Raw genomic sequence first — 13,258 nt, 5'->3', positions numbered from 1 at the left:
ATGTGGAACTATACGCGCGCACGTATGACCATCCAGACGCGGTCAAGCTGATCGAGGACCTCCAGCAGGTCTTCGTCGAGCGGTACGGGGAGAAGGACGTCACCCCGGTCGACCCGGCGCAGTTCGCGGCGCCGCTCGGCTACTTCGTGGTCGGCTACCTCGACGGCGCGCCCGTCGCGTGCGGTGGCTGGCGCGTGCACCAGGAGATCGAGGGTGCCGCGGAGATCAAGCGGATGTACGTGGCCGACTCGCTGCGCGGCAAGGGCTTGTCGCGGCTGGTGCTGACGAACCTCGAGAACACCGCGCGCGACGCCGGTCATCAGCGCATGGTCCTGGAGACCGGCCTCCGCCAGCCCGAGGCGATCGGGCTGTACCTCGCCACCGGGTACGAGCGCATCGACAACTTCGGCGTGTACCGCGACCACCCGGAGAGCCGCTGCTACGGCAAGCCGCTGTAGGTTCGACCGCATGGCCATCTATGCGCTGGGGGACTATTCGCCGCAGATCCACCCGGACGCGTACGTGCACCCGGATGCGACGGTGATCGGCGATGTGCGCATCGGCGCGCATTCGTCGGTGTGGCCCCAGGCCGTGCTGCGCGGTGACTACGGCCGGATCGTCGTCGGCGAGCGCACCTCGGTCCAGGACGGCACGGTGATCCACTGCACCGAGGTCCACCCGGTGCACGTCGGCTCGTCCTGCGTGATCGGCCACAACGTGCACATCGAGGGCGCTACGGTCGCCGACCACTGCCTGATCGCCTCGGGTTCCGTGGTGCTCAACGGTTCCATCGTCGAGCAGGGCGCGATCGTCGGCGCCGGCGCGGTGGTGTCGTTCGACGGACACGTCCGGGAACGCACGATGGTGCTCGGCGTGCCTGCGCGAGAGCGCGCTGGATACGTTGTGCCAGAACAGGCCTGGGCGTTCATCGTCGAGAAGTACGTGCAGAACATCGCGCTGTACCGGGAGAAGCTCCGTCGTCTGGACTGAGTGAGATAGGGTTCACACCCGTGGCTCGTCCCCTCAACGAAGTTGTCGAAGCCGGCTGGGCTGAAGCTCTCGCCCCCGTTGCTGACCAGATCGCCGCCATGGGTGAGTTCCTGCGCACGGAGGTCGCCGCAGGGCGCACCTACCTGCCCGCCGGCGAGAACGTGCTGCGTGCCTTCAAGCAGCCGTTCCACCAGGTGAAGGTGCTGATCGTCGGGCAGGACCCGTATCCGACGCCCGGCCACGCGGTCGGGCTGTCGTTCTCGGTCGCCCCCGACGTGCGGCCGCTGCCGAAGTCCCTGGTGAACATCTACAAGGAGTACGCGGAGGACCTCGGGCACCCGTTGCCGTCCAACGGCGACCTGACCCCGTGGTCCGAGGCCGGCGTGCTGCTGCTCAACAGGGCGCTCACCGTCCAGCCGGGCAAGGCGAACGCCCATCAGGGCAAGGGCTGGGAAGCGGTCACCGAGCAGGCGATCAAGGCACTCGCCGCGCGTGACGCACCGCTGGTCTCGATCCTGTGGGGCCGCAACGCGCGCAACCTGCGCCCGCTGCTGGAACCGTTGCCCTGCATCGAATCCGCGCACCCGTCGCCGCTGTCCGCGCATGCCGGGTTCTTCGGGTCTAAGCCGTTCAGCCGCGCCAACGAGATGCTGGAGAAGCAGGGCGCGGAGCCCGTTGACTGGAAACTTCCGTAGCAAATTCGATTGCCCCCGCATGTTTCGTGACTAGCGTCGCGAGACATGCGGGGGAATCGTGATCTTGCGCTGCTGACGTCCGGGGCCGGCGTGTCCGAGGCCGGCAGCGCGTTGTCGTTGCTGGTCCTGCTCTTCTGGGCGACGCCGATCACCCCGCTGCTGGTGGCGGCCATCCTGGTCGCCGAGCTGCTGCCGCTCGTGCTGGCCGCGCCGCTGGCCGGGTTGCTGGTCGACCGGTTGCCCAACCGCAGACTGCTCGTCCTCGCGCTGCTGGTGCAGGGTGCGGCGATCGCGGCCATCGCGCCGATCATGGGCCAGCCCGTGCTCGTGGTCGCGCTGGTGGCGGTGTCGGGCTGCGGCCGGGCGATCGCCCAGCCCGCGGTGTCCGCGCTGCTGCCGCACATCGCCGGTGAGGAAGCCGCAACGCGTGGCTATGCGTGGCTCAGCACCTCGCGCAGCCTCGGCAACATGATCGGCGTGACGGGTGGCGCGCTGCTGGCCGCCGTCTTCGGGCACCCGGTGGCGTTGCTCCTCGACGGCGTCACGTTCCTCATCTACGCGGCGCTGATGCTGTTGGTGCGGTCGGACCGCAAGCCGACCGGTGAGCACGAAGCCCGGCCGAGCGCCCTCGTCGGGATTCAGCACGTCCGGCGCGATCCGCTGCTGCTGGCCGCGATCACCGGCATGGCGTTCTTCGTCGGCGGGATCGTGGTCGTCAACGTGGCCGATCCCGCGTACGTGCAGTTCGTGCTGCACGGCGACGAGTTCCTGATGGGCGCGCTTCAGGCGTGCTGGATGGTCGGGCTGATCGTCGGCAACCGCGTGGCTGCGAGGTTCACGACGCCCTCGCAGGTGGCCATCGCCCTCGCGGTCACGGGCATCCTCACCGGGACCGCGCTGCTGGCGCCCGCCGCGTTCCCGTTCGTCGCGGTGAACGTGGTGGCGTGGTTCGTCGGCGGCGTGGGCAACGGCGTCGACAGCGTCACGCTGAACGCGCTGGTGCGCCTGCGCACGCCCGACGAGATGCGGGGACGGGTGTTCGCCGCGGTCGGGTCGACGGTGATGGGGGCGAACCTGCTCGGAACGGCGGCCGCGGGCGTGTTGCTGCTGTTCATGGGGCCGCGGGCGATCTTCGCGCTGGGCGGGGCCGTGGGTTTGATCAGCGGCCTGGTGTGCCTGGTGTTCGTGCGCAGGGCCCTGAAAAGCGAAATGAGCCCGGCCGAAGCCGGGCTCATTTCGAACTAGCTAAAACGAACTGTGGCGGTGATCAGCCGCGCACGACCTTGCCGGCCTTCAGGCAGGACGTGCACACGTTGATCCGCTGGCGCTGCGAGGCCGAGACCTTCGCGCGCACAGACTGGATGTTCGGGTTCCAGCGGCGGTTCGTCTTCCGCTGGGAGTGCGAAACCGAATGGCCGAAGCCCGGCCCCTTGCCACAGACGTCGCACACGGCAGCCACGTCAGCCACTCCTTCAGGTTCCTCAAGCGGTAAGTCTCGCGTCCCGGTGGGCGCGCAAGCGTGCACAAGCCTCAACCGGGCACGGCAACCCAGTCAGGGTAGCCGGTGGCCTCACCTGCGACCAAACCGGGTGGATACCCTCGCCGCCATGCAGGTCATGGATGCGGTCGCGGTGCGCGCGTGGGCTGATGCGTGCGTGCGGTCGTTGGACGCCAATCGGGAGTCGATCGACCAGATCAACGTCTTCCCCGTGCCGGATGGTGACACAGGAACGAACCTGCTGCACACGATGCAGTCGGCGCTGGACGCGCTGCTGCGTTCGCCCATGTCGACGGTGGGCGAGGCGCTGTCGGCGCTGGCCCGCGGCGCGCTCGCCGGGGCCCGCGGCAACTCCGGCGTGATCCTGTCGCAGGTGATCAGGGGGCTGGCGGAGTCAGTGCAGGAGCTCTCGGTCGTCAGCGGCGCGACGCTGCGCAAGGGCCTGCACCGGGCAGACGAGCTCGCGACCGCCGCGGTGTCCAAGCCAGTTGCCGGCACGGTGCTGTCGGTGCTGCACGCCGCCGCGGAGGCCGCTCGTGACTGCCCGTCCGACGAACTGGACGAGGTCGTGCTGGCGGCGTCACGCGCGAGTGCCATCGCGTTGGCCGATACGCCCCGGCAGCTCGCGGTGCTCGCCAAAGCCGGTGTGGTCGACGCCGGCGGGCGCGGCCTGGTTGTGTTGTTGGACACACTCGCCGCGGTGATCACCGGCCAGACCGTGGAATCGCCGATCGACGCGCCGCTGCTGCCCCGGACGCCCGAGTCGCTCACCACCGAGCGGGAAAGCGGTTCGTCGGAGTTCGAGTACGAGGTCATGTACCTGCTCGACGGGACCTCCGAAGAGCTCGTGGCCGAGCTCCGCACCACGCTGAACCTGCTCGGCGACTGCGTGTCGGTCGTCGGCGATGGTGGCGACCTGTGGACCGTGCACGTGCACTGCAACGACATCGGCGCCGCCATCGAGGCGGGGGTGCGCGGCGGCCGCCCGCACCGCATCACGGTGGCGCGGTTCGCCGACCAGATCGCCGCGCAGGCCTCTCGCTTCGTGCGTGACCGGGCGATCGTCGTGGTGGTGAGCGGTGCCGTGGACCTGTTCCGCGCGGAGGGCGCCACGGTGTTCAACCTGGCCACTTCTTCGGCGACGCCCCCGGACCTGTTGTCGGCCATCGTGTCGACGCGCGCGCGTCACGTCGCCGTGCTGCCCGGTGACCCGGACATCCGTGAGGCCCTCGATGAGGCCGTGGCGTACGCACAGGCCGCAGGGCAGGACGTAGTGGTGGTGCCGACGTTCTCGCCCGTCCAGGCGCTTGCCGCGCTGGCGGTGCACGACACGGCCAGGCGCGCCGGTGACGACGTTGTCGCGATGGCCGAGGCAGCCGCCGCGACCCGCCGGGGCGAGCTCTCGATCGCCGCCGACGAGGCCATCACGTGGGTGGGCCGCTGCCAGCCGGGCGATCTGCTGGGCATGCTGGACGGCGAGGTCGTCCTGATCGAGCCGGGTCCGGCGACGCCGGAGTCGTTGATGGACCTGTCCTGCCGCCTGGTGGACCGCATGCTGAACGGCGGCGGCGAGCTGGTCACGGTGATCCTCGGCGCGGACAGCCCGGAAGGCCTCGTCGACGTGCTGGAGGACCACCTGCGGGTCACCCATCCGGAGGTCGAGGTGACGGCCTATCCGGGCGGTCAGCCGGACGCCGTGATTTTTGTCGGTGTCGAGTAGTTGAATGGGACGCGATGATCTCCTTCGACGACAACCTGCAGCCGTTGCTCGGCAAGAAGTCCGCCGACGCGCTGGAGACCGGCCTCGGCCTCACGACGGTCGGTGACCTGCTGCGCCACTACCCGCGCCGGTACGACGAGCGCGGGAAGCTGACCGACATCAAGGCGCTCGAGATCGACGAGCACGTGACGGTGCAGGCCGAGGTCCGCAAGTGCGTGAAGCGCCAGATGAAGGCGCGCCGCGGCCAGATGACCGAGGCCGTGATCACGGACGGCACGTCCGAGCTGCACCTGGTGTTCTTCGGCAAGGTGGCGTTCGTGGCCGAGCAGGAGCTCCTGCCGGGCACGCGGGCCCTGTTCGCCGGCAAGGTCGGCCGCTACCGGCAGAACCTGCAGCTGGTGCACCCGGCGTTCGAGATCCTCACCGAGGAGTCGGACGGTTCGTCGTTCCTGCAGACGTTCCTGCCCGTCTACCCGGCCTCGCAGCACATCAACACCTGGAACATCGCGAACTGCGTGAAGCAGCTGTTGGAAATCTGGGACGGCGTGCCCGTCGACCCGCTGCCAGAGGACTTCCGCGCCGAGCAGGGCCTGATCGGCCTGGAGGAGGCGCTGCGGGCGATCCACCGCCCGGAGAGCTGGGCGGAGATCACCGTCGCACAGCAGCGGCTGAAGTGGGACGAGGCGCTGGCCGTGCAGCTGGCTCTGGCGCAGCGCCGCAAGGCTTCCCGGGCTCGGCCCTCGCCCACGTGTGTGCGGCGGTCCGGCGGGATTCTGGACGCGTTCGACTTGCGGTTGCCGTTCACGCTGACCAAGGGGCAGGTGGAGGTGGGCGAGCAGGTCTCGTCCGATCTCGAGTCCACCGTGCCGATGAACCGCCTTCTGCAAGGAGAGGTGGGTTCAGGAAAAACCATGGTCGCGTTGCGAGCCATGTTGCAGGTCGTCGACGCCGGCCGTCAGTCCGCCATGCTCGCCCCGACGGAAGTCCTTGCGGCACAACACGCCCGCTCACTGCAGGAGATGCTCGGCGACCTCGCGCAGGCGGGCCAGCTGGGCGGCGCCGAACAGGCGACGCGCGTGACACTGCTGACCGGGTCGATGAACACCGCCCAGCGCCGTCAGGCGTTGCTCGACATCGTGACCGGCGAGGCGGGCATCGTCGTCGGCACGCACGCGATCATCCAGGACAAGGTGGAGTTCCACTCGCTCGGACTGGTCGTCGTGGACGAACAGCACCGCTTCGGCGTGGAGCAACGCGCGGCGCTGAGCGCACGCGGCGCGACGGAGAACCCGCACGTGCTGGTGATGACGGCGACCCCGATCCCGCGCACGGTCGCCATGACGGTCTACGGCGACCTGGAGGTGTCCGCGCTGCGGGAGCTGCCCGGTGGCCGTTCCCCGATCAAGACCTCGGTCGTGCCCGCGCGGGAGAAGCCCGCGTGGCTGGACCGCGCGTTCGCCCGCGTCCGCGAGGAGGTCGCCAAGGGCCACCAGGCGTACTTCGTGTGCCCGCGCATCGGTGACGAGGAGCCCGCGAAGTCCGACGACGAGGACAAGCGCCCGGCCCTGTCCGTGATCGACGTGGCGAACATGCTGGTCCAGGGCCCGTTGCGGGGCCTGCGCGTCGAGATCCTGCACGGCCGCATGCCTCCCGACGAGAAGGACGCCGTGATGCGCGCCTTCGCGGCCAACCAGGTCCAGGTGCTGGTGGCGACCACCGTCATCGAGGTCGGCGTCAACGTCCCGAACGCGACCGTCATGGCCATCATGGACGCCGACCGCTTCGGCGTCTCCCAGCTCCACCAACTCCGCGGCCGCGTGGGCCGAGGCTCCGCGCCGGGTCTCTGCCTGCTGGTCACGGAGATGCCGGAGATGACCGCCACGATGGAGCGCCTGCGTGCCGTCGAGTCCACTCTGGACGGTTTCGAGCTCGCCCAGCTCGACCTGGAGCTGCGCCGTGAGGGCGACATCCTGGGTGCCGCCCAGTCCGGCCGCCGCTCGGCGTTGAAGATGCTGTCGTTGCTGCGAGACGAGGACATCATCGCCGACGCTCGGGTGGCCGCTCAGCAGGTCGTGGACGCCGATCCGGAGCTGGAGAAGCACCCCGGCCTGGCCGGGATGGTGGCCACGCTGATGACTGAGGAGAAGGCGGACTTCCTGGAGAAGACCTAGCTTCACCCGTTGGTGTCCGCGTTGCCGCGCCGCCGAACCGCGCCCACGCCCGTACGTTCCCGGACGTGCGCCGCCTGATCATCTCCGCACTAGCCGCGACCCTCGCTGTCCTCCCCACGCCGGCCCTGGCCGAGACCAAAGCCCTGACCGGCGAGGAATCCCGCTACCCCCACGCCATCCGCCTGGAGCACGGCCCCAACCGCGGTGACGTCCTGGTGACCTTGGACCGCTGGCAGACGGTCGACATCCTCCGCGCCAACCGCCAGGGCAAGAAGTTCAAGAAGATCGCCTCGTTCAGCGACGCCCTGGCGACGCACGTGCAGTGCTGCGGCCACCTCTACGAACTCCCGCAGCAGGTCGGCGACATGCCCGCGGGCACCGTCCTGTGGTCAGGAACCGTCGGCCTGCGTGCGGAGATCATGCGCGCCCGCATCTGGCGCAGCTTCGACGCCGGCGAGACGTGGGAGTACCTCTCCGAGTGCGCCACGGCGGACAACCTGGCGGGCCTCTGGGAACCGGAGCTCTCCGTGGACGCCCGCGGGCGGCTGAACTGCTACTTCTCCGACGAGTCGCTCAAGGGCCACAGCCAGTACATCGGCCGCACTCACTCGACGGACGGGGTCAGGTGGTCCGCCAAGGAGAAGATCGTCGCGGTCCAGCCCGGCTGGTACCGCCCCGGCATGCCGCACGTGAAGAAGCTGCCCACCGGCGAGTACTACCTGTCCTACGAGATGTGCGGGCCGCCGAAGACGTTCTGCGAGGCCGTCCGCCGCATCTCGAAGGACGGTGTCGACTGGGGTGATCCGGCGGCCTACGGCACCAGGCAGGTCGCGGTGTCCGGGAAGTACTTCCTGCACACGCCGTCCATCACGCTCGCGCCGAACGGCACGCCGCAGGGGCGCATGATCCTCATCGGCCAGGTGCTCGTGGGGCCGGACGGCAAGATCGATCCGGGCAACGGCAGGACGATGTTCGTCTCGGACAGCGGTGGCAAGGGCGGCTGGTACGAGGCGCCGGCGCCGGTCGAGGTGCCCAAGGCGAGCGACGAGCACTGCCGGCACTTCCACCCCACCGCGGTCGCGTCGCTCGACGGGCGGTCGATCATCCAGTTCGCGAGCGACTACACGGCGGACGAGTCGGCGTGCGTCACGAGCTGGGGAACGGGCAGTCTGCCGCCGTTCCCCAGCTGAGCCTCAGTCGTTCTGACGCGGCTTCGGCAGCTGGTCGGTCTTCGTCTCACCCGCGGCCTCGCCAGGGGTGTCGCCTTCTAACGGCTTGAGCACCGACATCGCCGCGTCGACCGCTGCTTGCGCCGCGTGGAACTGCGTGGCGAGGTTGTCGTGCGCGGCACGCAGCGAGGACTCCCGCTCCGCCGCCGCGGCAGCGCGCTGGTCGGCCTCGGCCACCGCCGCCGCCGACTTCTCCTCGGCCTCGCGGACGAGGGCCGAGGTCTTGGCTTCGGCATCCCGGACCAGCGTCGTGGCCTTCTCATCGGCCGCGGCGACAGTGGAAGCGGCCTTCTCGTCGGCTTCGCGCACGGTGGTCGCGGCCTTCTCCTCAGCCGAGGCGACAGTTGCCGCGGCCTTGTCGTCGGCCTCGCGCAGCGTCGTTCCCGCCTTCGCCTCGGCCGCGCTGACCAGGGCGACCGCCTTGGCCGACGCCTCCGTGGTGGTCTTCTCGGCCTTCGCGAGCGACTCGGTCTCCAGGTCGGCGAGCACCTTCTCGGCCTCGGCCTGCCTGGCCTTCAGCGCGCCGTCGAGGTTCTGCAGCGCCTCGACCCGCGTGACCTCGGATTCCGCGGCGATCCGCTCGGCCTCGGCCCGCGCGTCCGCCAGCACCTTCTGGTGCTCGGCGGTCAGCGTCGCCTTGAGGCCGTCGTACTCCTTGTCGAGCTCGTCGTGGTACGCCTTGTACTTCTGGTCCAGCTCCACGCGGCGCGCGTCCAGGTCGGCCGACTTCTGGTCGAACTCGGCGGTCACGCGCTCCTTGTCGGCACGAACCTCGGCGACGAGGGCCTCGTGCTCGGCGACCAGCTTGGCGCGCAGCGCCTCGTGCTCGGCCTCCAGCTCGGACTTCCGGCCGGCGAACTGCTTCTCCAGCTCGGCGCCGCGCTGCTGATAACCGACCTCGAGCTGCTTGCGGCGGGCCTCGGTCTCGGCGAGCAGGCGCTGGTGCGTGTCGCGCTGCTCGGCGGCCCACTTCTCGGCCTCGCCGCGGGTGGCGGCGGCCTTGTCGAGGGCGTCCTGGCGGATGTCCGCGATCTCTTCTTCGGCCAGGCTCATCATCACGCGCACACGCTCGGTGACATTTGAGGCGCTGACGGGGCTGTTCGCGAGGTTCGACAACTGCATTTTGGTCTTGTCGAGATCGGCGCGCATCGAGTTGAGCAACTTGGTGAGCTCTGCCACCTGCGAGGCAGCGGCGTCACGGGAGCGGTTCGAGTTCTTGAGATCGAACTCCAAGCGGGTGACTCGTTCGTTCACCTGTCGCTGGTTGTAACCACGAAGGACAACGTCGAAATGCGGTGTGCGGGCAGTAGGCTGCCCGGCTCCATCAGCCCCGGCCATATGGCTCACCCTACCGAGATAGTTCCGAAGATCGTCACTCGATCTGGTTAAACCCACTACCGGCCGCAGTCTGACCGGGTGGTGGGTATCCCCCTAGCTCCCATCAGGCGAGAATCCAGCTCAGCAAGACCGATCAGGATGACACCCATCACGTGAGACTGTTCTCCCAACAGGCAAGAGTCGCACGGTAACGTGCCCGAACTGACCGCTGAGCAATACCGGGAGGGCTACGGATGTTCCGCAAGGTTCTTGTCGCCAACCGCGGCGAGATCGCGATTCGCGCGTTCCGTGCCGCCTACGAACTGGGCGCGGGAACGGTCGCCGTTTTCCCTCACGAGGACCGGAACTCGCTGCACCGCCTGAAGGCGGACGAGTCCTACGAGATCGGCGAGGCGGGCCACCCCGTCCGTGCGTACCTCTCCGTCGAAGAGATCATCAAGGCGGCCCGCAAGGCCGGTGCCGACGCGATCTACCCCGGTTACGGCTTCCTGTCCGAGAACCCGGAGCTCGCGCTGGCCTGCCGTGAGGCAGGTCTCACCTTCATCGGCCCCATCGCCGAGGTGCTGGAACTCACAGGCAACAAGGCGCGCGCCATCGCCGCCGCCCGCGAGGCCGGGCTGCCGGTGCTGGAGTCGAGCGCGCCGTCGTCGGACATCGAGGAGCTCCTCGAAGCGTCCAAGAAGATGCGATTCCCGGTGTTCGTGAAGGCCGTCGCCGGTGGTGGTGGCCGGGGCATGCGCAAGGTCGACGAGCCCGCCGCGCTGCGCGAGTCCCTCGAGGCGGCGTCGCGCGAGGCGGAGTCGGCGTTCGGCGACCCGACCGTGTTCCTCGAGCAGGCCGTGGTCGAGCCGCGGCACATCGAGGTGCAGATCCTCGCCGACGGCCAGGGCAACGTGATCCACCTCTTCGAGCGCGACTGCTCGGTGCAGCGGCGCCACCAGAAGGTCATCGAGATCGCGCCCGCGCCGAACCTCGCGCCCGAGCTGCGCGACCGGATCTGCGCCGACGCGGTGAAGTTCGCCCGCCACATCGGCTACCGCAACGCCGGCACCGTCGAGTTCCTGCTCGACCCGCAGGGCCACTACGTCTTCATCGAGATGAACCCGCGCATCCAGGTCGAGCACACGGTCACCGAAGAGGTGACCGACGTCGACCTCGTGCAGTCGCAGATGCGCATCGCGTCCGGCGAGACGCTGGAGGACCTGGGGCTGTCGCAGGACACCGTCCAGCTGCGCGGGGCGGCGCTGCAGTGCCGCATCACCACGGAGGACCCGGCCAACGGTTTCCGCCCGGACACCGGCACGATCAGCGCCTACCGCTCGCCCGGTGGTTCCGGCATCCGCCTCGACGGCGGCACGGCCGGCGCTGGCATGGCGATCGGCGCGCACTTCGACTCGATGCTCGTGAAGCTCACCTGCCGCGGCCGCAACTTCCCCCTCGCCGTCGCCCGTGCGCGCCGTGCGGTCGCGGAGTTCCGCATCCGCGGTGTGTCCACGAACATCCCGTTCCTCCAGGCCGTGCTGGACGACCCTGACTTCTACGAGGGCCGCGTCACCACGTCGTTCATCGAGAAGCGCCCGCACCTGCTGACGGCGCGCCACTCGGCGGACCGCGGCACGCGCCTGCTGACCTACCTCGCGGACGTCACGGTCAACCACCCGCACGGCACCCGCCCGACCGCGGTGGACCCGCGCGAGAAGCTGCCGATCGTCGACCTCAACGCCGAACCGCCCGCCGGTTCCAGGCAGAAGCTCATCGAACTCGGGCCGGAGGGCTTCGCGCGCTGGCTGCGGGAGAGCAAGGCGGTCGGCGTCACGGACACGACGTTCCGCGACGCGCACCAGTCGCTGCTCGCCACCCGAGTACGCACCAAAGACCTGCTCGCCGTGGCGCCGCACGTCGCGCGCAGCACGCCTGAGCTGCTGTCGCTGGAGTGCTGGGGCGGCGCGACGTACGACGTGGCGCTGCGGTTCCTCGCCGAGGACCCGTGGGAGAGGCTCGCGTCGCTGCGCGAGGCCGTGCCGAACATCGCGCTGCAGATGCTGCTGCGGGGCCGCAACACGGTCGGCTACACGCCGTACCCCGAGGCGGTCACCAAGGCGTTCGTGCAGGAGGCGACGAACACCGGCATCGACATCTTCCGGATCTTCGACGCGCTGAACGACGTCGAGCAGATGCGCCCGGCGATCGAGGCGGTGCGCGAGACCGGGACGGCGGTGGCCGAGGTCGCGCTCTGCTACACCAGCGATCTGTCCAACCCGGACGAACGTCTGTACACACTGGACTACTACCTCAAGCTCGCCGAGCAGATCGTCGGCGCCGGCGCGCACGTGCTGGCCGTGAAGGACATGGCCGGCCTGCTGCGGGCACCGGCGGCCGCGCGCCTGATCTCCGCGCTGCGCAAGGAGTTCGACGTCCCGGTCCACCTCCACACGCACGACACCGCTGGTGGTCAGCTGGCGACGTACCTGGCCGCGATCCAGGCAGGCGTGGACGCGATCGACGGCGCGACCGCGTCGATGGCCGGCACGACTTCGCAGCCGCCGCTGTCGTCGATCGTGGCGCTGACCGACCACACCGAGCGCTCCACGGGCCTCGACCTGCAGAGCGTGTGCGACCTCGAGCCGTACTGGGAGGCCGTGCGCAAGATCTACGCGCCGTTCGAGTCCGGCATCCCCGGCCCGACCGGCCGCGTGTACCACCACGAGATCCCCGGTGGTCAGCTCTCGAACCTGCGCACCCAGGCGGTGGCACTCGGTCTCGGCGAGAAGTTCGAGGAGATCGAGTCGATGTACGCGGCCGCCGACCGCATGCTCGGCCACCTGGTGAAGGTGACACCGTCGTCCAAGGTCGTCGGCGACCTCGCGCTGCACCTCGTGGGCGCGGGCGTGTCCCCGCGTGACTTCGAGGCCGACCCCGGCAAGTACGACATCCCGGCGTCGGTCATCGGCTTCCTGCACGGCGAGCTGGGCGACCCGCCCGGCGGCTGGCCGGAGCCGTTCCGCAGCAAGGCGCTCGCCGGCCGCCCGGCCCCGAAGCCCGTCGAGGCGCTCTCGCCGGAGGACGAGGCGGGTCTGGTCGACGACCGCAGGGCGACGCTGAACAGGCTGCTGTTCCCGGCGCCCACGAAGGAGTTCCGCACGCACCGCGACGCGTACGGCGACACGTCGGTGTTGCGGTCCAAGGACTTCTTCTACGGCCTGCGTCCCGGCGAGGAGTACTCCGTCGACCTGGAGCCGGGTGTGCGGCTGCTGATCGGCCTGGAGGCGATCTCCGAGGCCGACGCGCGCGGCATCCGCACGGTCATGGCGACCCTGAACGGCCAGATGCGCCCGATCCAGGTGCGCGACCGTTCGGTGGCCGCCGACATCCCGGCCGCGGAGAAGGCCGACCGCACGAACCAGAACCACGTGGCGGCACCGTTCGCGGGCGTGGTGACGGCGGCGGTGGCCGAGGGCGACCGCGTAGACGCCGGTCAGACCGTCGCGACGATCGAGGCCATGAAGATGGAGGCCGCGATCACCGCCCCCAAGGCGGGTGTCGTCCAGCGCCTGGCGTTGCGCGGCGCCCAGCAGGTGGAGGGCGGCGACCTCCTGATCGTCCTGGAGTAGCACGGT

10 protein-coding genes are annotated in these 13,258 nt (G+C 69.6%); 8 read left to right on the top strand and 2 right to left on the bottom strand.

Features of this window, described 5'->3' with window-relative positions; translation table 11 throughout:
* The first annotated feature begins 2 nt into the window (after window positions 1–2).
* From ACIA8G_RS14115 to ACIA8G_RS14100, 4 genes are read left to right on the top strand one after another with little or no spacing between them, the layout of a single operon-like run.
* On the top strand, window positions 3–458 hold the full coding sequence (locus ACIA8G_RS14115) for a GNAT family N-acetyltransferase (protein ID WP_396418838.1): 456 nt from the start codon (window positions 3–5) through the stop codon (window positions 456–458).
* Between the two features lie 10 nt (window positions 459–468).
* Window positions 469–990, top strand: coding sequence for a gamma carbonic anhydrase family protein (locus ACIA8G_RS14110; RefSeq protein WP_396418837.1), 522 nt, complete (start codon window positions 469–471; stop codon window positions 988–990).
* 20 nt (window positions 991–1,010) lie between these two features.
* Window positions 1,011–1,685 (top strand): uracil-DNA glycosylase, encoded by a 675-nt coding sequence (locus tag ACIA8G_RS14105; protein WP_396418836.1) that lies wholly within the window; start codon window positions 1,011–1,013, stop codon window positions 1,683–1,685.
* A 45-nt stretch (window positions 1,686–1,730) separates the two neighbouring features.
* Window positions 1,731–2,930 carry an MFS transporter gene (locus tag ACIA8G_RS14100; RefSeq protein ID WP_396418835.1) on the top strand — a complete coding sequence of 400 codons (1,200 nt, stop codon included), beginning with the start codon at window positions 1,731–1,733 and terminating at the stop codon, window positions 2,928–2,930.
* A 22-nt stretch (window positions 2,931–2,952) separates the two neighbouring features.
* Here ACIA8G_RS14100 and rpmB read toward each other — a convergent pair whose 3' ends face one another.
* Window positions 2,953–3,144 (bottom strand): 50S ribosomal protein L28, encoded by a 192-nt coding sequence (gene rpmB / locus ACIA8G_RS14095; RefSeq protein ID WP_030467945.1) that lies wholly within the window; start codon window positions 3,142–3,144, stop codon window positions 2,953–2,955.
* A gap of 148 nt (window positions 3,145–3,292) precedes the next feature.
* On the opposite strand from rpmB, the gene ACIA8G_RS14090 reads away from it, so the two are divergent.
* The 3 genes from ACIA8G_RS14090 (at window position 3,293) to ACIA8G_RS14080 (ending at window position 8,264) form a co-directional block, all read left to right on the top strand.
* Complete coding sequence (locus ACIA8G_RS14090; protein WP_396418834.1) at window positions 3,293–4,903, top strand: DAK2 domain-containing protein; 1,611 nt, start codon at window positions 3,293–3,295, stop codon at window positions 4,901–4,903.
* Window positions 4,904–4,917: 14 nt separating this feature from the next.
* Window positions 4,918–7,074, top strand: coding sequence for an ATP-dependent DNA helicase RecG (gene recG / locus ACIA8G_RS14085; RefSeq protein WP_396418833.1), 2,157 nt, complete (start codon window positions 4,918–4,920; stop codon window positions 7,072–7,074).
* Between the two features lie 65 nt (window positions 7,075–7,139).
* Window positions 7,140–8,264, top strand: a complete 1,125-nt coding sequence (locus ACIA8G_RS14080) for a hypothetical protein (protein WP_396418832.1) — start codon at window positions 7,140–7,142, stop codon at window positions 8,262–8,264.
* Window positions 8,265–8,267: 3 nt separating this feature from the next.
* Here the strand turns inward: ACIA8G_RS14080 and ACIA8G_RS14075 are convergent, their stop codons facing one another.
* The gene (locus ACIA8G_RS14075; RefSeq protein WP_396418831.1) at window positions 8,268–9,536 is read right to left on the bottom strand and encodes a hypothetical protein; all 1,269 of its coding nucleotides are present in this window, start codon (window positions 9,534–9,536) and stop codon (window positions 8,268–8,270) included.
* A gap of 338 nt (window positions 9,537–9,874) precedes the next feature.
* On the opposite strand from ACIA8G_RS14075, the gene ACIA8G_RS14070 reads away from it, so the two are divergent.
* Window positions 9,875–13,252 (top strand): pyruvate carboxylase, encoded by a 3,378-nt coding sequence (locus tag ACIA8G_RS14070; RefSeq protein ID WP_396418830.1) that lies wholly within the window; start codon window positions 9,875–9,877, stop codon window positions 13,250–13,252.
* The last annotated feature ends 6 nt before the right edge of the window (window positions 13,253–13,258 follow it).

Origin of the sequence: Lentzea sp. NPDC051213 (assembly GCF_044455585.1) — a bacterium.
Taxonomy (GTDB): domain Bacteria; phylum Actinomycetota; class Actinomycetes; order Mycobacteriales; family Pseudonocardiaceae; genus Lentzea.
The sequence above is the reverse complement of the archived record's forward strand: the minus strand, read 5'-3'. Positions and strand labels throughout refer to the sequence as shown.

Coding starts and splice junctions, on each gene's coding strand:
- ACIA8G_RS14110 (WP_396418837.1), top strand. CDS start 469: ATGGCCATCTATGCGCTGGGGGACTATTCGCCGCAGATCCACCCGGAC.
- ACIA8G_RS14100 (WP_396418835.1), top strand. CDS start 1,731: ATGCGGGGGAATCGTGATCTTGCGCTGCTGACGTCCGGGGCCGGCGTG.
- ACIA8G_RS14090 (WP_396418834.1), top strand. CDS start 3,293: ATGCAGGTCATGGATGCGGTCGCGGTGCGCGCGTGGGCTGATGCGTGC.
- recG (WP_396418833.1), top strand. CDS start 4,918: ATGATCTCCTTCGACGACAACCTGCAGCCGTTGCTCGGCAAGAAGTCC.
- ACIA8G_RS14070 (WP_396418830.1), top strand. CDS start 9,875: ATGTTCCGCAAGGTTCTTGTCGCCAACCGCGGCGAGATCGCGATTCGC.